Raw genomic sequence first — 23,025 nt, 5'->3', positions numbered from 1 at the left:
GAGAACTTCTCCTGTTTTTTTGTGCTTTTATATCTATTCACAAAAGGTTCATAACCATTTATATATAGTGCAAACGTTGTTTGATATACTGTAATCACAGTAGAAGATTGGTTATTTTACTGCTCTCTTCTATATAACAGTATGAAAATACCAAAAAGCAATTATAGTACAGTTTTAGAAACATTATTATTTAAACATAATTAAACCTCTACACTGTAGTGTTGTTCATAATTTCACAATTTCGTCACAGCATATCTGTTTCAGTCGTAGTATGATATAAGTGTAGTAACTGTTATATATAAAAAAAACGTTTCCCGAGGTGAAGATAAAATGGTACAAACGATTGTTAAAGATGAAACTAAAATGGAACCATGGAAAGGGTTTGCTGGCGGAACATGGCAAAAAGAAATCAATGTACGTGATTTTATTCTAAAGAACTTTACACAATATAACGGGAATGATGAATTCCTTGCAGAAGCAACCCCTGCAACAAATGAACTTTGGAAGCAAGTAATGGAATTAACGAAAAAGGAACGTGACAATGGTGGTGTCTATGACATGGATACCGAAATTGTTTCTACGATTACCTCTCACGGCCCTGGATATCTAGATCAAAACAAAGAAACCATTGTCGGCGTTCAAACGGACGAACCATTCAAACGTTCTATGCAGCCTTTCGGCGGAATCAGAATGGCCAAAGCTGCTCTTGAATCATATGGCTATGAATTGAACAAGGAAGTTGAAAAGATTTTCACTGATTTCCGTAAAACTCATAACCAAGGTGTCTTCGATGCTTATACAAAAGAAATGCTTTTAGCGCGTAAAGCAGGTATCATCACTGGTCTTCCTGATGCCTATGGTCGTGGACGAATCATTGGTGACTATCGTCGTGTAGCTCTTTACGGAGTAGACTTCTTAATGGCTGAAAAGAAAAAAGCTCATGAATCAACAAGTAAGATTATGACTGAAGATACCATCAGACTTCGTGAAGAGATCTCTGAACAATACCGTGCTTTAAATGAATTAAAACAACTAGCCGAGAGCTATGGTTTTGACATTTCCAAACCAGCTTCAAATGCAAAAGAAGCGTTCCAGTGGGTATACTTTGCTTACCTTGCTGCAATTAAAGAACAAAACGGTGCGGCAATGAGTCTTGGTCGCGTATCTACATTCTTAGACATCTATGTAGAGCGTGATATCGCAAGTGGTACTTTAACAGAACAAGAAGCGCAAGAACTTGTTGACCATTTCGTTATGAAACTTCGTCTTGTTAAATTTGCTAGAACACCTGATTACAACGAGTTATTCAGTGGGGACCCAACTTGGGTAACAGAGTCTATTGGTGGTATGGCTCTAGATGGACGTGCTCTTGTCACAAAGAACTCTTTCCGCTTCTTGCATACTCTTGATAATCTTGGACCAGCTCCTGAGCCAAACCTTACAGTGTTATGGTCAACTCAGCTACCTGAAGGCTTCAAAAAGTATTGTGCAAAAATGTCTATTAAAACTAGCTCAATCCAATATGAAAATGATGATATCATGCGTCCGGAATATGGCGATGACTATGGAATTGCCTGCTGTGTATCCGCTATGGAAATCGGTAAGCAAATGCAGTTCTTCGGAGCACGCGCCAACCTTGCAAAGGCACTTCTTTATGCCATTAATGGTGGTGTAGATGAAAAGCTTAAAATCCAAGTTGGACCTAAATTCCAGCCTATTACATCTGATGTCCTTGATTACAATGAAGTAATGGAAAGCTTCGACAATATGATGGAATGGCTTGCAGGCTTATATATCAATACCTTAAACATCATTCACTTTATGCATGACAAATATAGCTATGAGCGCATTGAAATGGCTCTTCATGATACGGAAATCCTACGCACAATGGCAACTGGTATTGCTGGACTAAGCGTAGTAGCCGACTCACTAAGTGCTATTAAACACGCAAAAGTAAAAGTCATCCGTGACGAAAACGGTCTTGCTGTCGACTTTGAAACAGAAGGCGATTTCCCTAAATACGGAAACAATGACGACCGTGTTGATAGCATTGCAGTTGAGCTTGTACAAAACTTCATGAAGAAACTTAAAAAGCATCCAACTTACCGTGGATCTATGCATACAATGTCTATTCTTACCATTACATCAAACGTTGTTTATGGAAAGAAAACAGGTAATACTCCTGATGGCCGCCGTGCAGGCGAACCATTTGCACCAGGAGCGAACCCAATGCATGGCCGTGATACCAAAGGCACACTTGCTTCTCTTTCATCTGTAGCGAAGCTTCCTTATGAGTATGCATTAGATGGGATTTCTAACACCTTCTCGATCGTGCCAAAAGCACTTGGAAAAGAAGAAGATGCTCAAATTAAAAACCTAGTTGCTATCCTTGACGGCTATGCTGCTAAAACAGGACATCACTTAAACGTAAACGTCTTTAACCGTGAAACACTATTAGATGCGATGGAGCATCCAGAAGAGTATCCACAGCTAACCATTCGTGTATCCGGTTATGCAGTTAACTTCATCAAGTTGACTCGTGAACAACAGCTAGATGTAATTAATCGTACGTTCCATGAAACTATGTAATTAAATATGCGGGAGCGCCCAGGCGCTTCCACATATAATTCGAAAGGGGTTTTTCATCATGATCGGAAACATTCATTCAATTGAAACATTGGGCACGGTAGACGGTCCAGGCATAAGGTATATCGTTTTTACGCAGGGATGCCTGCTTCGCTGCCAGTTTTGCCATAATGCAGATACCTGGGAAATCGGAACAGGTAAACAAATGTCTGTTTCTGAAATCATTGATGATTTAAAGACTTACCTTCCCTTCATAGAAGCATCTGGCGGTGGAATTACTGTAAGCGGGGGTGAGCCTCTTTTACAAATCCCATTCTTAATTGAACTCTTTAAAGAATGTAAGAAATTAGGCATCCATACTACAATTGATTCATCTGGAGGCTGTTACTCTACCAATGACCATTTTCAACAACAGCTTGAGGAGTTATTGAAGTATACCGATTTAATCTTGCTCGACCTTAAACATATCGACCGGGAAAAACATAAAAAATTGACAGGACTCACAAACGAACATATTCTCACCTTCGCCCGTCATCTCTCCGATAAAAGGGTGCCAGTGTGGATTCGCCATGTTCTTGTTCCAGGTACAACTGATGCAACAGAAGATCTTGAAAAACTCGGTAAGTTTATTGGTACTTTGAAAAATGTCAAAAAAATTGAAATCCTTCCCTACCATAAACTCGGTGTTTATAAATGGGAGGCACTTGGACTGGAATACCCATTGCAAGATGTAGAACCGCCTTCCGAGGAGTCCGTTGAAAGAGCCTATCAGCTTCTAACTGCTGAAGTACAGTTTATCTAAATAAAAGCAGCAGACTCACCTCCGTGTGACTCTGCTGTTTTTTACTTTCCCTCCTTATCAGGTTTTCAAAAAGTTGTTGACAAATTTTTCAGAAAACATTACATTATATATATGTTAACCTAAATTAAAATAAGTTAACTTAAATTAAGGAGGGAAATCTTCTCATGACGAAAGAACGGATAAAATTGAGAATGATGATTGTAACTGCACTGTTCGCCGCCATAATCGGGATACTAGCACAAATAACGATCCCACTACCACTTGTCCCGATTACCGGCCAAACGCTTGCGATTGGTCTAGCAGCAACCATCTTAGGGGCAAAATACGGGACTATTTCAGTGATTCTCTACATATTAATTGGAGCAGCCGGGATACCGGTATTTGCAGAAATGTCCGCAGGTCTTTCCGTTGTCGTTGGACCAACAGGAGGATTTTTAGTAGGGTTTATCCCCACTTCACTCTTTATTGGATGGATGCTTGAAAAAACAGCGTACACGTTTAAATACGCCATGATTGCAAACACAATTGGCATGCTGATTACCTTATGTTTTGGAACAACATGGCTAAAAGTGTCTGCAGAGCTATCTTGGACAGCAGCGTTAATGGGCGGGTTCGTTCCATTCATTGCTGTCGGATTAATAAAGGCAGCCTTGGCGTCATGGATTGGCATAACGGTCAGACATCGCCTCGCAAAAGCGAACCTTCTTTATACTGTTCAGCGACCATCTAATCTTCCTAAATCCGTGTAAGCTTTTACCGTGGAATTTCCTTTCCATGGTTTTTTTATCCCGATGAAACTTTCATCGTTCTCGTACGTATTATTACATATCAAAAAATCAAGTTCATTCGTAATAAACTTTTCGTATGCAATTCCTTTAACCATGCTGAGGTGACCCATTTGTTCGAATTATACGTACAAAGCTATGATTTTACTGCAGTTTATACCTTGTATATAGCCCTTTTCTTAACAGTTGCTTTACAAGTTCTTTGGTTGATAAATGTTGAAACACCACTTCTTGAGTCACCACTAAGACATGACATTTATCTACTTTCTGAATCTGCTTCAGCTTATAAATATCAGGCAGAATTAGCCATCGATTTGCACATCCTGATCCTAAGGAAAATTAAGATGAAGGTTGCTCCTGAAGAAGATATGTCCATTTTTCTCCAATTTTAACATTTCACTATTTAGGAGGAGAAAAATGAAAAAGATATTATTCACTTTAACAGTCATTTCACTTGTTTTAACAGGGTGCCAATCATCCCTGGAAAATCCGTCGTTCTTTCATTTTACGTTTGTACAGCCGTTTGAACGACTCATCCATTTGTTTGCTGAGTTTACTGGAGGTAGCTTTGGATTATCCATCATTATTCTAACCGTTTTACTTCGATTGCTGTTAATGCCATTCATGTTAAAACAATATAAAAATCAGCAATTACTAAAAGAAAAGATGGAATTGGTTAAACCAGAACTTGAAGTGATTCAAGTGAAATTAAAAGAAACAAAAGATCCCGAGGAACAACGTAGTCTACAGCAGGAAATGATGGTTCTATATCAAAAGCACGGCATTAACCCGTTGAATATGGGCTGTTTACCATTGTTAATCCAAATGCCAATATTAATGGGTCTGTATTACGCGATTATCGGCTCTCAAGAAATCGCGACTCACTCCTTTCTTTGGTTTGATCTCGGTCATTCCGACATATGGATGACTGCGATTGCCGGAATTGTTTATTTTCTTCAGTTTAAACTATCTCAGCCTACAATGCCTTCAGAACAACAAAAGCAAATGAAATACATCGGATTGTTGTCACCGTTTATGATTATGATGGTTTCATTTAATGCCCCTGCAGCGCTTCCACTTTACTGGGCTGTTGGCGGACTATTTTTAATCCTTCAAAACATGCTATCAAGAAAATTGTATCAACCAAAACCTGTTGAATACAACGCACAACCAGAATGAATGCGTCGATATAATAGGCATTAATAAAAGGCCAGATCTAATAAATTTCATTAACCGGTATGGTTAATCCAACAAAGTGAAAAAGGGTTCCGAAGCTTTCGGAACCCTTTTTATCTATGGAAGGATGCTGTAGCACCCTTATTCATTTCCTTCAGTAAAATAATCTTTATAATAGCCTCCTACTTTCCCGGAGTTATCAATGATAAAATAAAATTCTTCTGTTTCATTTTTTACATCATATACTTTCCCGGGAGTTAAAACCCTGTTTACAATATATTTATTTGCATCTGTATGCACACATTTTACCCTTTTTACAGTTTGACGATCTTGCCAATTTAAATGAATCATTATTTTGCACTCCTTTATACTCGTTATCATATAGTATAAAGAAGAAAACCATCAAAACGCAACATTAATTTCCTTAGCTGGCATATGCTTGAATAGAACCACTTATCTCACGGATACCAACAATACCCGCATAATCAAAGGTATACATTTCACCTGTCATGATATTCTTTAATGTTACATAACGAACATCACAAATATAATCCATTCTGATAAAGCGTAAAAGGGAAAAGTGAGTGCCTCGATAAACCACTTCATAAACTCCATTTTCAGTAAATAGGTTCATTTCAATCCCTCTTCCTCAAAATTTCCTTCATGATTTGTATTGTTCTTTACCACAATTATTGCTTGGTTTAAACCTATGCAAGCTATTAATATATAGCATATACGTATCTAATAATTGAGCTATTTAATCCTTAACTCGCGCTTACTCCTAATAACATTATGTTTATGCTGATGCTTCAACAATGAAAAAGCCTGAACAGAAGTGTCCAGGCTTAAACGATAGTGCGATTTTTTTCTTTTATTATTGTCGATTTGATTGCTAGATTGATAGCGACTACTATAGGTATGCTAGCGGCAACAGTAAAACCAAATGCAAAACTAGGAATCTTATCTTTCAGAACCGTTTCGCTGATTTCTATCCCTAGAAAGTTAATGGCTATACCTTTAGCATCAACCTGATCCATTACAGTCCAAAGTTCGATTCCTTTTTCCAAAAACAGGAAGCCAAACAGTGATAATAACGCAACAAAAAACCACTTCATTAAGACTCCCCCTACATCCTGTTAGTTATTGAAATATATAAATGTCTATATATTTATTATAGAGAGTAAAGGTCTCCAATTGTAAAAACATTTTGAGTTGTAACAAAATGTTCATATTTAAAAGAACATTTTGTTCACATACGGCAATTATTTTTTAAGTATCATTTTCCTTTATAACAGCTTCATTACTTTTATTGAAAATTTTAAAAAAGGGTTTTCAAATCATTTGTAAACCTTTACAATTAATTAAAACTTAATAATATCTGAATTGTCTAACCATTCTTTCTGAGGAGGACGTCAAATGAAAATTATGAGCAATGAACAATTGGTGGTCTCATATCGTGATGCGTTGAAGTCGGAGCAGGATAAGGAATGGGCAAGAATCTTAAAAGACGAAATTTCTCGTCGCGGTTTAAAACCTATAAAAACACGTTAACTATTTTCCTAGACTTGCCGCATTTTGCGGCTTTTTTAATTTCAAACATTAGAAAAAAAAAAAACAGATTCGCTTAAACAAAACCTCCCCAACAAAAAAAACCAAAGCATTAGCAAGTAAATTAAGCTAATGCTTTGGGTCCATTATTAACTCCCAAACAATAAGGATTCTGGGTCTTCAATTAGTTCTTTCACTTTTTTCAAGAATGTAACAGCTTCTTTCCCATCAACAATACGATGGTCATAGGAAAGGGCAATATACATCATCGGACGGTTTTCCATTCGGTCTTTATCAATTGCGACAGGACGGAGCTGGATGGTATGCATTCCGAGAATTCCAACCTGTGGACCATTTAGAATTGGCGTAGATAATAACGAACCAAATACCCCGCCATTCGTTATCGTGAATGTACCACCTTGAAGATCCGCTAAGGAAAGTTTATTCGTTCTAGCCTTCTCAGCTAGTTCAACAAGATTTCCTTCAATTTCAGAGAAATTTTTTCGATCTGCATCCCGGATAACTGGAACAACAAGTCCTTCATCAGTTGAAACTGCCACTCCGATATCATAGTATTTCTTCATAAGGATCTCATTGCCTTGAATTTCAGCGTTCAAGTAAGGAGTTTTCTTCAACGCAGCAACGACAGCTTTCGTGAAGAATGACATAAAGCCTAAGCGAACATCATTTTCCTCATAAAAACGATCCTTCCATCTCTTTCTTAGGTCCATTACCGCTGTCATATCGACCTCATTGAATGTTGTCAACATCGCTGCATTCTGCTGAACCTCAACAAGTCTGTTCGCAATAGTTTGACGGCGTCGCGACATTTTTACTACTTCGACAGGTTTTCCATTTTCGGCTACAGACCCTTGTACAGCAGGTTTAGCCTGTGTTTCAGGCTTAGGTGCTTGGTTCGGTGTCGAAGCTGCCTGTTTAGCTTTTTCAGGATCATAATTGGTTACATCTTGTTTACGGACGCGACCTAAAGGATCGACTGCAGGAATTTCACTTAAATCAATGCCTTTTTCCCTTGCAAGTTTGCGAGCAGCAGGAGAGGCAATGACTCTTTCACTCTTTTTGGTTTGCAGACTCTCACTTTCTTGCTTTTCGCTTACAGGAGCTTCTGTTTTCAACTCATTTTGATCCTTAGAGCTGTTCTCAGACACCTGTTCAGTTTCAACCACTGAAGAGCCTCCCTCGCTCACGATGGCGATGGTTTCCCCTACTTGAACTGTATCCCCCTCATTCGCTTTCAATTCTGTAAGGGTACCCTCTTGCTCTGAGATAATTTCTACATTTACTTTATCTGTTTCAAGCTCGACCACATATTCCCCTTTACTTACATAATCGCCTGGTTTTTTTAACCATTGGGCAATTGTTCCTTCACTGATCGTTTCTGCTAATTCTGGCACCTTGATTTCTGCCACCTTAAGTCCTCTCCTTTACTTTCTGGTTAGTGCTTCTTCGATTAAACGAGCTTGCTCGATTTTATGGATATCCGGTTCACCTTCAGCTGGACTAGATCGTCTCCTCCGCCCTAGATACTTAACTTGTATATCTCCCTGAAGGGTTTTATTAATTCGTGGCTCTACAAACGTCCAAGCCCCCATATTCTTTGGTTCTTCTTGAATCCAGACAACTTCCTTTAGGTTCGGGAATTGTTCAAATTGTTGCTTAAGAGATTCAAATGGGAATGGATAGATTTCTTCTACTCTTAAAATCTGAAGCCAATCATGTTCTACAGGGTTCACTTTTTCAGCAAGATCAATGGCAATCTTTCCTGTACAAAGCACAACTCTCTCAATCTTATTAAAGTCAGAACCTAAACCTGGCTGGCTAATAACAGACTGGAATTCACCCTCACTGAACTCAGAAGGATTCGAAGCAACCACTGGGTTTCTAAGGAGGCTTTTTGGTGTCATCAATACAAGAGGACGAACAACCTCTTCATTTAAAATGGCAGCCTGTCTCCGTAATATATGAAAATACTGAGCTGCTGACGTTAGGTTTGCAACCGTCCAGTTGTTTTCAGCCGCAAGTGTCAAGAATCGTTCGAAGCGACCACTTGAGTGTTCTGGCCCTTGCCCTTCATATCCATGTGGCAAAAGCATAACAAGTCCAGATTTCTGTCCCCATTTAGCTCTACCTGCAGCAATAAACTGATCAAAGATGACTTGTGCAGCATTTGCAAAATCACCATACTGCGCTTCCCAGAGAACCAAGGTGTCTGGTGAAAACACATTATAACCATACTCAAAACCTAGAACTCCAGCTTCTGAGAGCGGACTATTATGTACCGCAAAGGAAGCCTTTGCATTCGGTAAAGTGTGTAAAGGAGAGAAATGTTTTCCTGTCTCCGGATCGTGCAACACAATGTTACGATGTGCGAATGTTCCTCTTTCAGAATCTTGACCTGAAAGTCGGACAGGAGTACCATCTGCAATAATCGATGCGAAGGCGATAGACTCTGCAAGTGCCCAATCTACCTTTCCATCTCCAGCAAAAGCCCCTTGGCGTCTTTTTAGGATTCGTTCGAGCTTACCAAAAACTTTAAAACCTTCTGGCCAGTTTAATAAGTCTTCATTGATTTGAGTTAGCGTAGAAAGTGGAACCGCCGTTTGAATTCTTGGCAAGCCTTTTTCAACGATTCGAGGTACTTCAACCTCACTTAAGTCATGTTCGCTCTTTTTCGGTACCTTCTCATACGCAGTAGACAACTTATCTACAACAGATGCCTCCATAGCTGCTAGTTGCTCATCCTGAATAGCCCCTTCTTTTCTTAACTTCTCCGCATAAACGGACTTTTGTGTTGGGTGCTGGTGAATGATTTTGTACAGCAATGGGTTGGTTGTCATTGGCTCATCCATCTCGTTATGGCCATAACGTCGGTAGCCAATCAAATCAATTAAGAAGTCTTTACCAAACTTTGCTCGATAGTCAGTTGCTAACAAAGCAGCCATTACACACGCTTCTGGATCATCTGCATTAACATGTAGAATCGGAATTTCAAACCCTTTTGCTAAATCACTAGCATATCTTGTTGAGCGGGAATCGCTCGATTCAGTTGTAAACCCAATTGTGTTATTTGCAATGATGTGGACCGTACCACCTGTGTTATAACCTTTTAAACGACTAAGGTTTAAGGTCTCTGCAACAATTCCCTGTCCTGGAAATGCAGCATCCCCATGAATTAGGATGGCAAGAGCCTTTGAAGCAAATTGCTTTGGATAGCCTGGTAAATCCCGATCTTCCTGAGCGGCCCTTGTAAAGCCTTCAACAACCGCTCCAGCAAATTCAAGGTGACTAGGATTATTAGCTAATGTTAAACGTACATTTGCTGTACTTTCTGTTTTAATCTGTCTGTCCAAGCCAAGGTGGTATTTTACATCCCCGGTCCAGCCAAAGTTAATCCCCACTGAACCCTCAGAAGGAACAAGTTCCTTATTTGGTGCATGCTGGAATTCAGCGAAAATCATCTCATATGGTTTTTCAAGAACGTGTGCTAACACATTTAATCGACCACGATGGGCCATCCCAATATTAACCGTTTCGACTCCATCCTTGACTGCCTCTGAAATGACTTCATCAATTAATGGGACCATTGTGTCTAGCCCTTCAATGGAAAAACGCTTTTGTCCAACAAATGTTCGATGGAGAAACTTCTCAAACTCTTCTACTTCAGTTAAACGCTTTAATAAAGCTAGCTTTTTTTTACTTTTTAAGGATGGGAGTAATCGTCCATTCTCAATTCTTTGACGCAACCAGTTTTTTTCTTCAACGTCATGAACCTGGTGATATTCAAACGCAATAGTACTTGTATAAACCTCTTTTAAATGGTCAATAGCTTCTGCACCATTTCGTACATTTGCGGGTGCATCTGGACAAATCAGATTGGCAGGAATTTTTTCCAAGTCAGCCCTGGTTAGTCCCCACTGCTCTGGTTCAATGCGTGCATCCTTTTTGGGTTTTTCCAAAGGAAACACATTAGCAGATAAATGACCGTAACCCCTAATATGGTCTGCTAATCGAATAGCAGCAATTATTTTTTCAGTATTACTTTCCTGAAGATTTTCAATAACATTTTCACTAGTTTTGGTACCCAGTTCAAATGTAGGAATGTTTCCCTGATCAAAATATTCCTTTACTTCTGGATCAATGGAATTCGGATCCTCGAGGTATCTTTCATATAGTTCAACAATATACCCCAAATTCGGACCGTGAAAACCAGACAAGAACCCTTGACTGGTGTCAGGTTTACTCATAGAAAATTCCCCTACCATTCGTATATAGTTGAGCGCGGCATCTAGACTGAATTTAAAAATATGAAAAATGTTAAAATTCAGGGGATAACCGTTTTCATAGCTATTTTACCATTGCTTTCTCTTTAGTACAAAGGTTTTAAACACATAAACAGTGAAAACATTTTTCCGAAAAATCCTTATCGCAAGAAAATATCTAATTAATAGTATTTTAAGATTTACACAAAGACCAGCACTTACCTGACTTCAACCCATTTTTTACTAAAAAAATCCCGAGCAAAATGCCCGGGAAAATAAATTAGAAGTTTATTAGATTCAAATATAAACTTTTAGGAGTTGTGGATTCATTCCTTTTTTCTATCAAGCAAGAAACCAACATATCATTGTTCTCGTAGGGAGTCTCCATATGGCCACAGCTGATTGTTTTTTGGAATCTTGCACCGGCAACAAATACATCGACACCATCATCAGTTAAAAAACTAAGATTCTCTTCATGGACTGAAAAGCGATGATGACAGTTTTTTGATTCGCGCATTGTGTGTTCATTCCTCCTATATAACGATGTGTTATCTTTATTATATACAAAAAATTCGGAATATTTATGTGACAATTTAATGAATTTTTATTAGGGGCTTAGTTTGCTTTTTTAACTGAAATTTATAAAGGTGTAGAGCGTTTATCAGCCCCACACCTTAAATATGACTATTCTGTTCTGACCATTGTTTTGGTTGGAAGAAGCTGTTCAAGGTGCTTTTCAATTTCAGCAGCAGCTGTAGGTGAAGAATCCCCATTAATGGTAATAAATTCACCAATATAATCTTTAATTGTATGATTATACCGGGGATCATAATAATGCTCCAAAAGAATCGAAATTACCTTTTTATAGTTTTTATTTTGTGTTGCCTCTTCAATAGATTGAACCAAGTCAGGACTTTTTAAACGTTTTTCAATCCGCTTTACCTTTTCAATTACTTCATCCTGAAACCATTGTTCTTCTTTATAAGGGTCAACATACTCCCCATAAATTCTATCAACCCTATTTTCTAAAGAGCACTGAATAAGAAAATGCGTTCCGGTCTTTTTTAAATCCATCATGAAATCAGGCTGTACAGCGCGACCAATGCGCTTACTTTCTGCTTCGACGATAAAGTATTTTGAACCGTTTATCTCATGTAATCGTTGAAACAATAGTGCATCGAAGGTCTTTTGATTGTGTCCATCGCCAATTCCAATTGTTCCAAATAAGGAGCCCCGGTGATTTGCCATTTTTTCCAAATCAACAACCGGAAAACCTTTATCTTGTAATATTTTAAGAATATCAGTCTTTCCGGTACCAGTTAACCCGTGCAAAACGACCGCTTTACTAGGAAGGACTTTTGGGATCTTGTCCAATATATATTCTCGATAAGCCCGGTATCCACCCGCTAGCCTAATTGATGGAATACCAGAGAACTCTAAAAATGAAGCAACTGCTTTGCTTCGCGACCCTCCACGCCAACAATGTATTATAGGCTTAACTCCGGTAGCCTCTAAATTTTTTATTTCATGAAGCAAAGAAGGTAGCTTAGGAGAGACAATTTCCATGGCTCGCCATTTAGCTGCCTGATCTCCAGATTGTTTATATAGGATACCAATTTCTTGGCGTTCTTCATTTGTGAATAAAGGTATATTTACGGATCCAGGAATAGATGCCTCTTCATGTTCAATTGGCGACCGAACATCCACAGGCACATATTTATCGGATGTTATAAGTTCTTCTACAGTAATATCTACCATACACTAAATCAATCCTCCAAGGGAGTTAAAATGATTCTCGCTAAAACTCCACTATTTTACACCTTCTTTACAAGGATTGCAAGTGCCCCCATTAACAGGGTAAGTCCTACTAGAAAGCTACACCAGTAAGAAGTCTTAAAGAACGATAGAAACTTTTCCACTCTTTAGGAAAGGTTTCTAGCCCTTCGCTCCGATATAATGCTCCTTTCGTTTCTAACACAATCGACCAACTTATCCCATCCACGATGATTCCATCTGATTGATAGTCTTTCTCCCAATTCCATATATGCAGTGAATAAAGGGCTTTTTTAAACTCACTGACACTTCCATGCTTATGATGAGGCAAACTAGTAGCAGCTTTTGTTCCATTAAAATGCCACTCTAAGAAAACAAAGGTATTTCTGATAAAATTAACACTAATTTTAACTTCTGGACCAGGATGCCTAGATTGACTAAATGTTAACTTGACCATATCTCTTTCTGGACGAAGAGTTACCACCTCTCCCTTTACCTGAAACCACTCTTTTTGTAACCCAATAATGGATTTGAGATGAGTGGTGTCAAAGGAAATGTCCTCTATGCTACCAAGTTTGGTTATCTCCTCCCAAATAGATGGAATTGTCGCTGGTCCTTTTTTTTCAAGTATCATAATAATTTCCTCATATACATTCATCGGGTCACATTCCCTTACACCTATATAAACCTACTACTAAAATCATGTTTTTACCATTCTGTAACTATAAAAGTTGGAATTTAGGAATAGTATAATGAACAAAACTTGGAAAAACTGTAACAAAGAGCACGTTTTACTAAAAAACTCAACGCTAAATTTCGACAGCAATCTGTACGAAACTCCCCTACTTCTGTAGTTCTTGTTTCTCCTTGTCTATTTTTGCGCTTTCCCGAGAAATAATGTTAAAATTACTCCCGCTTTTTGTATGAAACAAGATAAAAAAACAGTTGAGGTTCCATCGCCTCAACTGTTTTCGTTGTCATCCTGATTTAGCTGCTAGAATTAACTTTTTGATTTCTTCTAAATTATTTTCATCAAATAGTTCGATTATTTTACTTCCCACGATCACCCCATCACAATGCTGATTCATTTCTCGGACATGTTCAGGTGTTGAAATCCCAAAACCTGCTAGTACCGGTAGTCTACTCGCATTTTTGACTTTTGCCAGAAAATCCCCTAACTCCGAATGGAACCCTGACCTTGCCCCGGTTATCCCTGCAACTGTCACAGCATACACATAGCCATTTCCTCTAGCTGTAATTTTTCGAATTCGATCCTCTGGGCTTGTTATGGTAACAAGGCGAATTAATTCCATCCCAGCTGCTTCGATATAAGGCACAAATAATTCTTCCTCCTCAATCGGGAGGTCTGGGATAATACATCCATCAATACCTGCTAGTGCTGCCTTTTTGGCAAAACTTTCAATACCAAATGCGATAACTGGATTGGTATAGGTCATTAGGATAAGCGGAATATTGATCTCATGCTTGAAGGATTGAATGGTCTCTAGCACCCCTGTTAAGGTTACTCCCGCTTCTAACGCTCGTATTCCTGCTTTTTGAATGGTTGGTCCATCTGCAACTGGATCTGAAAATGGAATGCCCAGCTCAACAGCATCAACGCCATTTTCTTGTAAAAACAGTAGTTTTTCTCTAAGTGTTTCAAGTCCTCCGTCCCCTGCCATAATATAAGGTACGAAAGCCTTTTGATTCCTATCACGAAAGACCTCTTGTATTCTAGACATGTAAATCTCCTCCCAAGCGCTCTCTAATTGTTTGGACATCTTTATCCCCTCGACCAGATAAGCAAATCACGATTCCTTCATCCTTGCTCATTGTAGCTGCTAGTTTCACTGCATATGCAACTGCATGTGCACTTTCGAGCGCCGGAATAATACCTTCTAGTCTAGATAAAAGTCGGACACCCTCCAAGGCTTCATCATCGGTAATAGATTCATATTTTACTCGTTTTATATCATGCAGATAACTATGTTCTGGTCCAATTCCAGGATAATCGAGTCCAGCTGAAATGGAATGAGCTTCTTGAATTTGACCATCCTCATCCTGAAGCAAATACATCATTGCCCCATGTAATATCCCTGGTTTGCCTTTTGTCAGAGAAGCAGCGTGACGGTCCGTGTCGACTCCAAGTCCAGCTGCCTCCACACCATACATTTTAACGGTTCCATCATTCACAAAGGGATGAAACATGCCCATTGCATTGCTTCCACCGCCGATACAGGCAACAAGGGCTTCAGGTAATCTTCCTTCTTTTTCCAAATACTGTTCCTTCGTCTCCTTCCCTATCACGCTCTGGAAGTCTCGCACCATTTTCGGAAATGGATGAGGTCCCATTACAGAACCTAGGATATAATGGGTATCGTTCACATGCGCTACCCAATAACGAAGCGCTTCATTAACAGCATCTTTTAATGTTCCACTGCCACCGCTAACACTGACTACCTTTGCGCCAAGAAGCTCCATTCTAAAGACATTAAGCTGCTGCCTTCTTATATCTTCTTCTCCCATAAAAATCACGCAATCAAGATTTAATAGGGCACATACTGTAGCTGTAGCAACACCATGCTGTCCTGCTCCGGTTTCAGCAACAATTTTTCTTTTTCCCATTCTTTGTGCAAGCAATGCCTGACCGATTGTGTTATTAATTTTATGCGCTCCGGTATGATTCAAATCTTCACGTTTTAAGTAAATTTTTGCTCCTCCTGCATGGGCAGTCAAATTTTCAGCATAATAGAGGGGAGTCTCCCTACCAACATACTCTTTTAACAACTCATTCAGTCGGGTTTGAAATTCGGGATCAGCCTGTGCACGGTCATATTCTTCTTCTAATTCAATAACAGATTGCATCAACGTCTCGGGAATATAACGGCCACCATATTGCCCAAAATGGCCTCTAGCATCTGGTAGTGAGTAGATTGGTGTTTCAGTTTTCATTTTATACATCCTCTCTTATCCTTTTTGCCTTATTAATAAAAGCACTGATTTTTTTAGGGTCCTTTTCTCCATCGGTTTCGACGCCACTGCTTACATCCACCATATACGGTTGAACTGTTTGTATCGCTTGTTTAATATTTTCTACATTCAACCCACCTGCAAGCAGGACATTCTTGGTCCCTTCAAGTTTTGTGGCAAGAGACCAATTAAAACTTGTTCCATTCCCGCCTTTATATAAACTAGGCGGGCTATCAAGCAAGATATAGTCAGCTTTTACATCTCGTACCTTTTCAATATCTGCTTCACTTCTCACACTTACAGATTTAATCACGGGCTTACCGTGTTCCAAATAGAGACTAACATGTTCCTCCCCATGGAGCTGAATGTGCGTCAAACCCACTGCATCAGCAATTTTGGCAATTTTCTCTGGGCTTTCATCTACAAAAACTCCTACTTTCCAAGTTTCCTCAGGAAGTTCCAAAATGATTTCCTTTGCTTTGGCAGGTGTAATTTCCCGTTTACTAGGTGCAAATACAAACCCTATTGCATCTGCTCCTGCATGGACGGCATGGAGAGCCATTTCAACAGACTTAATCCCACAAATTTTCACTTTCATCGATCACTCACCGTTAACAGTGGAACTTTAAACTCTTTAAAAGTTTGTTGTAGGTTTGCAGATGCCATGAACGTTTCTCCCACTAAAATCCCATTGGCTCCCGCATTCGCCGCTCTTTTTACGTCATCTTGCGTCTTCATTCCACTCTCGCTAATTAGGAACGCCCCAGACTGTCGCACCAGCGGTCCAAGTTTTTCAGTTGTTTCAAGATTTACATGGAACGATTTTAAATCACGGTTATTAATGCCAATTAAGTCTGCTTTAATAGCCAGTGCTTTACCGAGGTCAGCTTCATCATGTATTTCAACCAGCACTTCTAGGCCAATTTCATTTGCGTATAAATATAGTTCCTGTAATTCTGAATCACTTAATACCGAAGCAATCATAAGGATCAAATCGGCACCTGCTACTTTTGCATGACTAATTTGTTTTTGTTCCACGATAAAATCCTTGCATAGGATCGGTAGACTAACTGCTTCCCTTACTCTTGTAAGATCAGCCAAGCTACCTTGAAAGTGGCGATCACATAACACAGAAATAGCCGATGCCCCGTAGTCTGCATAATATCTAGCTTGCTTTGCTGGGTCTAAGTTCGCATTGATGATTCCCTTTGACGGTGAAGCTCGTTTAAATTCAGAAATAACCGCCATTTCTTTCGCATTTTTTAATTCTTCTATAAAGGAACGCTCTTTTTTTAATGACCGAATAACCTCCCCATTCAAATCAGGTAACCGTTGAATATCCTCTCGTTTTTGAGCGACAATTTTATCTAAGATTGTTTCCATTTATATCACCGCTTTCCGATACTGTGAGCTCTTACTAATCAAAAAATTCAGTTTTTCTAAGGCCGCACCTGATTCTATACTTTCAATTGCTCGGAAAATACCCTGTTGAACCGTTTCAGCACGACCTGCAGTAAATATACCAATCCCTGCATTCAATAACACGGTATCTCGGCAAGCACCTTTTTTCCCCTTTAATACGTCCAGTAAAATCGCTGCATTTTCCTTTGCGTCTCCCCCAACAATATGGGTATTATCATACACAGAAAGACCTACATGTTCGGGGTGGAGGATTTCTTTTGTACGTACTCCTTCATTTAAAATCACTAACTGATTATCACCTGCAAGTGAAGCTTCATCCATTGAACCAGCCCCATTTAGTACGACAGCTCGTTTTCTTCCTAATGTATTTAATACATCTGCAAACACATCAAGCATATCCCCCCGGTTAATGCCAAGAAGTTGATAATCAAGATCCATTGGATTGGTTAATGGGCCTATATAATTGAAGACAGTTGGTATTTTTAAGTCTTTTCTGACCTTCATAATGGCTTTTATTTTAGGATGAACATATGGGGCAAACAAGAAGGCAATTCCATTTTCTTCAAGAATTTCTTCTGTTAGCTCCGTTGGTAGGTCCAAGGATACACCCAGCTCCTCTAGAACATCAGCACTTCCTGTTTTACTTGAAATACTTCTGTTTCCATGTTTGGCTACGGTTATCCCTGCCCCAGCCATAACGAAAGCCGAGGTCGTACTGATATTAAAGCTTTTCGAACCGTCTCCACCAGTTCCACAATTGTCAATCATGTTTGGTATTTTTTTGGAGAAAGAACGAGAATTCTTTCGCATTGCTTGCACAATCCCGGCAATCTCCTCGACGGTCTCACCCTTTGTTTTTAATCCAATCATGAAGGCAGCGATTTCACTATCAGATATTTCTTCATTAAAAATTTTCCCTACAGCGTTTTCCGTTTCTTCCTGTGTTAAAGCTTCATTCGCCGCTAATTTTTCAAGATAACGTTTCATAAATTCCCTTCTCCTTTCTTGTTTCCGCTATAAAATTTTCTAATAGCTGTTTTCCTTGCTTCGTTCCAATTGATTCAGGATGGAACTGTAGCCCATACACTGGATACTCTTTATGTTTAACAGCCATAATTTCATTGTCATCTGTAGAGGATGCCAATATTTCTAATTCACTAGGGACAGAATCTTTCTCAATGACCAGCGAATGATAACGCATAACCGACAACCTTCCAGGTAATGTACTGAATAGCGATGACCCATTATGCGAAATTTCCGACACCTTACCATGCATAATCTCCCCAGCCTTCATGATGGTTCCATTAAAGGCGTACCCAATCGCTTGATGACCAAGGCAGATTCCAAGGATTGGAACCTTATGAGCAAGGGTTCTAATTAACTCAACGCAAATCCCAGCATTTTCTGGTCTCCCTGGACCAGGGGAGATAATAATCGCCGTAGGTTTCATTGTCTCAATCTCGCTTATTGTCACCTTGTCATTTCTCACAACTTTCAACTTCACGCCGAGTTCACCTAGATATTGATAAAGGTTATAAGTGAAAGAGTCGTAATTATCAATTAATAGAATCATTAGCAGCCTCCCTTAATGCCCTAAGTTTATGAGTGGTTTCCTCAAATTCCTTTGTTGGATCCGAGTCATAAACAATGCCAGCACCCGCTTGAATATAAGCTTTTTGATCCTTAATCACCATTGTGCGGATGGCTAAGGCAAAGTCCATATTGCCACAAGCCGAAAAATAACCAATTGCCCCTGAGTAGACTCCCCTTTTTACGTTTTCAAGTTCATTTATAATTTGCATGGCACGAATTTTAGGAGCTCCCGACACCGTTCCTGCAGGCAAACAGGATGCCAAACCTTCCAGCGCGTTGTACCCTTCCTCTAATTCTCCACTAACTTCAGATACAATGTGCATCACATGTTGGTAGCGTTCAACATTCATGTATTTATCTAGTTTAATTGTCCCAATCCTACAAATTCTACCGAGATCATTTCGCCCTAGGTCCACAAGCATTCGGTGTTCCGCTAACTCCTTTTCGTCATTTAATAATTCTTGTTCAAGCTGTAGATCCTCCGCTTCACTTTTCCCTCGCGGTCTAGTTCCAGCAATCGGATTGGTCATAATTTCTCTACCTCTTGCTTTTACTAGGCTTTCTGGTGATGCACCTGCAATTGAATAGTCGCCATAATCCAAATAATACATATAAGGAGATGGATTATTGACTCTCAATTTTCGATAAAAAGCGAAAGGATTCCCTGTCATAGTAGCTTCTAGCCGCCTTGATAGTACCACCTGAAAGATATCACCAGCCTCGATATATTCCTTAGCCGTTAGCACCATCTGTTCAAATTCTTGTTTTGAGAGGTTGGATTTAAATTCAGATAACTCGAAAGTGTCATCATGACGGTGTTTCATCTCTTTTCGTAATTCTAATTTTCGTTGCTCGATTCTTTGTTTTAATTCATCTTCCTGTATTCCCGGCAACGGGATACCAACAATAAATACCCTTTCTTTTAAATGGTCATATACCATCACTTCATTAAAAATCAAGAGGTGTGCCTCAGGCATTTGCAAGGGATCCTCATTTTCACTTCCAATCTCCTCATAATCCCGAATGATATCATAGCCGATATACCCTACCGCCCCGCCGATAAATGGTATCCCAGGTACAGCCTCAACCTCTGGAAGATATTCATTTACAACATCGATTATTTTTTTTCGTTTTATTGTTTGTTCTCCTGTTGGACCATGAATCGTTACGCTTCCCCGGAGCCCTCTTATCTCATAGACTGGATCTGCTCCAATAAAGGAAAAACGCCCTGTATTTTCATGCTTCAGTGAGCTCTCAAGCAAAAACTTCTTCTTCCCGGAAATCTTTTGATAAATGGCGATAGGCGTGAGCATATCTCCTTCAATTTCTTCAATAATTGTATGAGCTACCTGTTTATTCAAAACCACGTAAACCCAACCCCTTTTCTTAATGAAAATAAAAAAGTCCCCTATACGCACGTAAAGTGCATATAGAGGACGATTACGTTTGACCGCGGTGCCACCTCAAATTGAAACCACATGGGTTTCCTCTTTTCAGATACAAAATGCGCCTTTAAAGATTTGCATTTATACCCTATCCGTTTAACGGTGGAATTCCGTGCTTTCCTACTACAATGTTCAGAAAGCCTCTTGCAAGCCCATTCCAAAAGTCCGTTCGTACCGGTTCACAGCTCCTCCGGCTCTCTGTAACGAAAATGACCAATGTACTCTTCTTGCGCAACGATTTAACTATTTTTTTAAAATAAAAAACGGGTCTCTCTCCTATGAATAAGGACGAGAAACCCGTGGTGCCACCTTGTTTAGCCGAAAAACGACTCACTTAACGGTATCGAAGCGTCTGCTTGAATACCTGCCTCTTGTAACGATGAGGCTGTTCGCCAGAGCCTACTGCCATAAAGGGTTCGGTCTGGAGCTCAGAAGGCCATTCACAGTAACACCCATACTGGTTTGCACCGACCACCAGCTCTCTAAAATGTTTGTTATTGCTACTCTTCTTCTTCAACGCTTAACTACTGTATTGTTGGTATTAATAATAAAAACAATTTATAATAAAGTCAATACCCTTTATTTACTTTTTTGAATAAACTGATTTCAAACTGTACAAAGAAGCTTCTTGAATCGGTCTTTCCATTCGGTAGATAACGCTTCTAGTTGAAGCATTTCTTCGATTTCTACTTTATTCCCTTTATCATGAAACAGCAGCTGATTCCCTTTAAGAACAGAGTACTTGTTCTGTACACGATGAAGAAATTTTATCTCTGCATCAGAAGTAATTCGTCCTTCTTCAAGCACACGAAAAAAGTACCCTGTATAGCCTGTTTCGACTATTCTTTTCAATAAGCGATCAATTCCATTATGTTTTGAGATTGTGGAGCAAGGAACTCTCCCCTGCGTGACTTCAATAACGGCCTCGCCAAGGGCAAACACATCCCCAATAAAAACTTTATCCTCCTTCATCCCTGTTGTTGTGATATTTTCACCAAAACCAGGGTATTCTAATCTTTGCATGAATTCTTTTTCCCAAAGAGAATAATGTTCAAAGGGATATAAACATACTGCTCGATCTGGACCCCCATGGAATTTGGTGTTTGCAACACCATCATGTTCGAAGCCTGCTTTTGATAGGTACACTTCAGAAACTTTGTTTTTCCCAATTGCAGATGATTCTTGTTGGTCTTTCCAGTAGTATTCTCTAGGCATTCCTACGTTTAATTGAATAAGATTTAATTCGATCGGACTCCCCCCTAACTCTTATATTATTTTATGACGAACTTGAAACTTTTCAAAGCTTTTTCCATAAAAAAGAAAGCTTATATTCACTCTTTTTGTCAATGATATAAACAATCACATAAAAGGCGGGTAAGCGATGAATTACGTGGAAAAATTGTTCTCCAGTTCAGAAGGAAAGGCCACTGAAAAGAAAAAGTCAGGCATCAGCAAACAGAAATGGGCCATATTATCTATTTCTTCAATTCCTTTGGTGATGACTTTAGGCAACTCTATGTTGATACCTGTCCTTCCAGTTTTAGAGACAGAAATGGACATTTCTTCTTTTCAGTCAAGCTTGGTCATTACAGTTTACTCCATTGTCGCCATTTTTCTTATCCCAATAGCGGGGTACTTATCAGACCGCCTTGGTAGAAAGAAGGTAATCATCCCTAGTTTAGTGTTGACAGGAATCGGCGGGTTCATTGCTGGTTGGGCTTCATGGCAAATGGATAGTGGTTATTGGCTACTTTTAGTCGGACGGGCGTTACAAGGAGCAGGAGCCGCTGGTGCGTTTCCAATTGTTCTACCTCTCGTTGGAGACATGTTCAAGAATGAAGACGACGTAAGTAGCGCCTTAGGGATGATTGAAACCTCTAATACATTAGGAAAGGTGTTAAGCCCAATATTGGGCTCTTTTTTAGCAGGGATCATTTGGTTTTTACCATTTCTCTCAATTCCTGTTTTATCCCTGATTTCAATTTTGTTAATGATCTTCCTGGTTAAGAGTCCAAAAAAAGCTGAAGCTATTCCATTTCGAGACTTTGTTAAAAAGGTAAAAGAAATATTCGCCAAAAATGGTCGTTGGCTATATGCCATTTTTTTCATTGGAATTATTGTCATGTTCGTTTTATTTGGGGTGTTATTTTATTTATCGGAAATACTTGAATCCCAATACGATATAAAGAATTTGAAAAAAGGGTTATTTCTCGCATTGCCACTTGGAGCTCTTTGTTTGGCATCTTATATCACCGGAAAGTTGATTAAAGAAAATCAGGTCTTTATGAAATGGATCTCATTTGGAGGTCTTGCTTTACTGGGAGCATCCATTGCGGCCCTCGGATTATCAAAAGACCTTTGGTATCTCATTACTGTTTTCTTGATTGGCGCTATCGGGATTGGAGCCTCTTTGCCTCCACTCGATACCCTTATCACTGCAAATATTGATAAAAAGCAACGCGGGACCATCACGTCCATATATAGTTCCATGCGATTTATTGGAGTTGCAGCTGGACCTCCCATCATTGCCGTCATGATGAAAAACTCCGAAAAAATTGTGTTTTATATGTTAACAGGCCTAAGCTTTGCTGCTGCATTGGTTATTTTGATGGCGATTAAGCCAACAAAAAAAGGTGCTTAAAAAC

At 39.3% G+C, this 23,025-nt stretch carries 23 protein-coding genes and 2 other annotated features; of the genes, 7 read left to right on the top strand and 16 right to left on the bottom strand.

The genetic code is table 11. The features are described from left to right. The first annotated feature begins 363 nt into the window (after positions 1-363). The 5 genes from pflB to yidC all read left to right on the top strand — a co-directional run bounded on the left by pflB (position 364) and on the right by yidC (position 5,352). Positions 364-2,589 carry a formate C-acetyltransferase gene (gene pflB / locus H0185_RS08140; protein ID WP_221873090.1) on the top strand — a complete coding sequence of 742 codons (2,226 nt, stop codon included), beginning with the start codon at positions 364-366 and terminating at the stop codon, positions 2,587-2,589. A gap of 58 nt (positions 2,590-2,647) precedes the next feature. Then, a complete protein-coding gene (gene pflA, locus H0185_RS08135; protein WP_221872895.1) occupies positions 2,648-3,388 on the top strand; it encodes a pyruvate formate-lyase-activating protein in 741 nt (246 codons plus the stop codon). 164 nt (positions 3,389-3,552) lie between these two features. Next, positions 3,553-4,137, top strand: a complete 585-nt coding sequence (locus H0185_RS08130) for a biotin transporter BioY (RefSeq protein ID WP_221872893.1) — start codon at positions 3,553-3,555, stop codon at positions 4,135-4,137. Between the two features lie 149 nt (positions 4,138-4,286). Further along, the gene (locus tag H0185_RS08125; protein ID WP_221872891.1) at positions 4,287-4,565 is read left to right on the top strand and encodes a hypothetical protein; all 279 of its coding nucleotides are present in this window, start codon (positions 4,287-4,289) and stop codon (positions 4,563-4,565) included. 25 nt (positions 4,566-4,590) lie between these two features. Further along, positions 4,591-5,352 carry a membrane protein insertase YidC gene (gene yidC, locus H0185_RS08120; RefSeq protein WP_221872890.1) on the top strand — a complete coding sequence of 254 codons (762 nt, stop codon included), beginning with the start codon at positions 4,591-4,593 and terminating at the stop codon, positions 5,350-5,352. A gap of 138 nt (positions 5,353-5,490) precedes the next feature. On the opposite strand, the gene H0185_RS08115 is transcribed toward yidC, so the two are convergent. The 3 genes from H0185_RS08115 to H0185_RS08105 all read right to left on the bottom strand — a co-directional run bounded on the left by H0185_RS08115 (position 5,491) and on the right by H0185_RS08105 (position 6,464). Then, positions 5,491-5,700: a DUF6501 family protein gene (locus H0185_RS08115; protein ID WP_221872888.1), complete on the bottom strand. Its 210-nt coding sequence runs from the start codon at positions 5,698-5,700 to the stop codon at positions 5,491-5,493. 73 nt (positions 5,701-5,773) lie between these two features. Continuing rightward, positions 5,774-5,983 (bottom strand): hypothetical protein, encoded by a 210-nt coding sequence (locus H0185_RS08110; RefSeq protein WP_221872886.1) that lies wholly within the window; start codon positions 5,981-5,983, stop codon positions 5,774-5,776. A gap of 211 nt (positions 5,984-6,194) precedes the next feature. Continuing rightward, positions 6,195-6,464: a hypothetical protein gene (locus H0185_RS08105; RefSeq protein WP_221872884.1), complete on the bottom strand. Its 270-nt coding sequence runs from the start codon at positions 6,462-6,464 to the stop codon at positions 6,195-6,197. Between the two features lie 301 nt (positions 6,465-6,765). On the opposite strand from H0185_RS08105, the gene sda reads away from it, so the two are divergent. After that, positions 6,766-6,900, top strand: a complete 135-nt coding sequence (gene sda / locus H0185_RS08100) for a sporulation histidine kinase inhibitor Sda (RefSeq protein ID WP_221872882.1) — start codon at positions 6,766-6,768, stop codon at positions 6,898-6,900. Between the two features lie 146 nt (positions 6,901-7,046). Here sda and odhB read toward each other — a convergent pair whose 3' ends face one another. From odhB to H0185_RS08035, 13 genes are all read right to left on the bottom strand, one after another. Then, a complete protein-coding gene (gene odhB, locus H0185_RS08095; protein WP_221872879.1) occupies positions 7,047-8,327 on the bottom strand; it encodes a 2-oxoglutarate dehydrogenase complex dihydrolipoyllysine-residue succinyltransferase in 1,281 nt (426 codons plus the stop codon). A gap of 15 nt (positions 8,328-8,342) precedes the next feature. Then, on the bottom strand, positions 8,343-11,162 hold the full coding sequence (sucA, locus tag H0185_RS08090) for a 2-oxoglutarate dehydrogenase E1 component (RefSeq protein ID WP_221872877.1): 2,820 nt from the start codon (positions 11,160-11,162) through the stop codon (positions 8,343-8,345). A gap of 295 nt (positions 11,163-11,457) precedes the next feature. After that, a complete protein-coding gene (locus H0185_RS08085; RefSeq protein WP_221872875.1) occupies positions 11,458-11,694 on the bottom strand; it encodes a hypothetical protein in 237 nt (78 codons plus the stop codon). A 167-nt stretch (positions 11,695-11,861) separates the two neighbouring features. Further along, entirely contained in the window at positions 11,862-12,935 is a 1,074-nt protein-coding gene (gene mnmH / locus H0185_RS08080; protein ID WP_221872873.1) for a tRNA 2-selenouridine(34) synthase MnmH, read from the bottom strand. Between the two features lie 109 nt (positions 12,936-13,044). Then, positions 13,045-13,608: a hypothetical protein gene (locus tag H0185_RS08075; RefSeq protein ID WP_221872871.1), complete on the bottom strand. Its 564-nt coding sequence runs from the start codon at positions 13,606-13,608 to the stop codon at positions 13,045-13,047. A gap of 319 nt (positions 13,609-13,927) precedes the next feature. Beyond that, positions 13,928-14,698 carry a tryptophan synthase subunit alpha gene (gene trpA / locus H0185_RS08070; RefSeq protein ID WP_221873089.1) on the bottom strand — a complete coding sequence of 257 codons (771 nt, stop codon included), beginning with the start codon at positions 14,696-14,698 and terminating at the stop codon, positions 13,928-13,930. Then, positions 14,685-15,902, bottom strand: coding sequence for a tryptophan synthase subunit beta (trpB, locus tag H0185_RS08065; RefSeq protein WP_221872869.1), 1,218 nt, complete (start codon positions 15,900-15,902; stop codon positions 14,685-14,687). The genes trpA and trpB overlap by 14 nt, the downstream gene beginning before the upstream one ends. A gap of 1 nt (position 15,903) precedes the next feature. Continuing rightward, the gene (locus tag H0185_RS08060; RefSeq protein ID WP_246629067.1) at positions 15,904-16,518 is read right to left on the bottom strand and encodes a phosphoribosylanthranilate isomerase; all 615 of its coding nucleotides are present in this window, start codon (positions 16,516-16,518) and stop codon (positions 15,904-15,906) included. Beyond that, positions 16,515-17,303: an indole-3-glycerol phosphate synthase TrpC gene (gene trpC / locus H0185_RS08055; protein ID WP_221872867.1), complete on the bottom strand. Its 789-nt coding sequence runs from the start codon at positions 17,301-17,303 to the stop codon at positions 16,515-16,517. Before trpC ends, H0185_RS08060 begins: the two co-directional genes overlap by 4 nt. Further along, positions 17,304-18,329, bottom strand: a complete 1,026-nt coding sequence (gene trpD / locus H0185_RS08050) for an anthranilate phosphoribosyltransferase (protein WP_221872865.1) — start codon at positions 18,327-18,329, stop codon at positions 17,304-17,306. Continuing rightward, a complete protein-coding gene (locus H0185_RS08045; protein WP_221872864.1) occupies positions 18,313-18,915 on the bottom strand; it encodes an anthranilate synthase component II in 603 nt (200 codons plus the stop codon). Before H0185_RS08045 ends, trpD begins: the two co-directional genes overlap by 17 nt. After that, the gene (gene trpE, locus H0185_RS08040; RefSeq protein WP_221873087.1) at positions 18,899-20,248 is read right to left on the bottom strand and encodes an anthranilate synthase component I; all 1,350 of its coding nucleotides are present in this window, start codon (positions 20,246-20,248) and stop codon (positions 18,899-18,901) included. The genes H0185_RS08045 and trpE overlap by 17 nt, the downstream gene beginning before the upstream one ends. A 116-nt stretch (positions 20,249-20,364) precedes the next feature. Continuing rightward, positions 20,365-20,624, bottom strand: a binding site (T-box leader). 37 nt (positions 20,625-20,661) lie between these two features. Continuing rightward, positions 20,662-20,906: a binding site (T-box leader), on the bottom strand. Positions 20,907-20,986: 80 nt separating this feature from the next. Continuing rightward, positions 20,987-21,595 carry an MOSC domain-containing protein gene (locus H0185_RS08035; protein WP_221872862.1) on the bottom strand — a complete coding sequence of 203 codons (609 nt, stop codon included), beginning with the start codon at positions 21,593-21,595 and terminating at the stop codon, positions 20,987-20,989. Positions 21,596-21,761: 166 nt separating this feature from the next. On the opposite strand from H0185_RS08035, the gene H0185_RS08030 reads away from it, so the two are divergent. Next, entirely contained in the window at positions 21,762-23,021 is a 1,260-nt protein-coding gene (locus H0185_RS08030; protein WP_221872860.1) for an MFS transporter, read from the top strand. The last annotated feature ends 4 nt before the right edge of the window (positions 23,022-23,025 follow it).

This window comes from Mesobacillus maritimus (assembly GCF_019749255.1).
Lineage (GTDB): Bacteria > Bacillota > Bacilli > Bacillales > Cytobacillaceae > Mesobacillus_B > Mesobacillus_B maritimus_A.
The sequence above is the reverse complement of the archived record's forward strand: the minus strand, read 5'-3'. Positions and strand labels throughout refer to the sequence as shown.

Coding starts and splice junctions, on each gene's coding strand:
- H0185_RS08085 (WP_221872875.1), bottom strand. CDS start 11,694: ATGCGCGAATCAAAAAACTGTCATCATCGCTTTTCAGTCCATGAAGAG.
- H0185_RS08035 (WP_221872862.1), bottom strand. CDS start 21,595: ATGCCTAGAGAATACTACTGGAAAGACCAACAAGAATCATCTGCAATT.
- H0185_RS08075 (WP_221872871.1), bottom strand. CDS start 13,608: ATGAATGTATATGAGGAAATTATTATGATACTTGAAAAAAAAGGACCA.
- trpC (WP_221872867.1), bottom strand. CDS start 17,303: ATGGAAACAATCTTAGATAAAATTGTCGCTCAAAAACGAGAGGATATT.
- H0185_RS08045 (WP_221872864.1), bottom strand. CDS start 18,915: ATGATTCTATTAATTGATAATTACGACTCTTTCACTTATAACCTTTAT.
- yidC (WP_221872890.1), top strand. CDS start 4,591: ATGAAAAAGATATTATTCACTTTAACAGTCATTTCACTTGTTTTAACA.
- H0185_RS08030 (WP_221872860.1), top strand. CDS start 21,762: ATGAATTACGTGGAAAAATTGTTCTCCAGTTCAGAAGGAAAGGCCACT.
- trpE (WP_221873087.1), bottom strand. CDS start 20,248: ATGCTCACGCCTATCGCCATTTATCAAAAGATTTCCGGGAAGAAGAAG.
- trpB (WP_221872869.1), bottom strand. CDS start 15,902: ATGAAAACTGAAACACCAATCTACTCACTACCAGATGCTAGAGGCCAT.
- mnmH (WP_221872873.1), bottom strand. CDS start 12,935: ATGGTAGATATTACTGTAGAAGAACTTATAACATCCGATAAATATGTG.
- trpD (WP_221872865.1), bottom strand. CDS start 18,329: ATGAAACGTTATCTTGAAAAATTAGCGGCGAATGAAGCTTTAACACAG.
- H0185_RS08060 (WP_246629067.1), bottom strand. CDS start 16,518: ATGAAAGTGAAAATTTGTGGGATTAAGTCTGTTGAAATGGCTCTCCAT.
- sda (WP_221872882.1), top strand. CDS start 6,766: ATGAAAATTATGAGCAATGAACAATTGGTGGTCTCATATCGTGATGCG.
- H0185_RS08130 (WP_221872893.1), top strand. CDS start 3,553: ATGACGAAAGAACGGATAAAATTGAGAATGATGATTGTAACTGCACTG.
- sucA (WP_221872877.1), bottom strand. CDS start 11,162: ATGAGTAAACCTGACACCAGTCAAGGGTTCTTGTCTGGTTTTCACGGT.
- H0185_RS08105 (WP_221872884.1), bottom strand. CDS start 6,464: ATGAAGTGGTTTTTTGTTGCGTTATTATCACTGTTTGGCTTCCTGTTT.
- pflA (WP_221872895.1), top strand. CDS start 2,648: ATGATCGGAAACATTCATTCAATTGAAACATTGGGCACGGTAGACGGT.
- H0185_RS08110 (WP_221872886.1), bottom strand. CDS start 5,983: ATGAACCTATTTACTGAAAATGGAGTTTATGAAGTGGTTTATCGAGGC.
- pflB (WP_221873090.1), top strand. CDS start 364: ATGGAACCATGGAAAGGGTTTGCTGGCGGAACATGGCAAAAAGAAATC.
- H0185_RS08115 (WP_221872888.1), bottom strand. CDS start 5,700: ATGATTCATTTAAATTGGCAAGATCGTCAAACTGTAAAAAGGGTAAAA.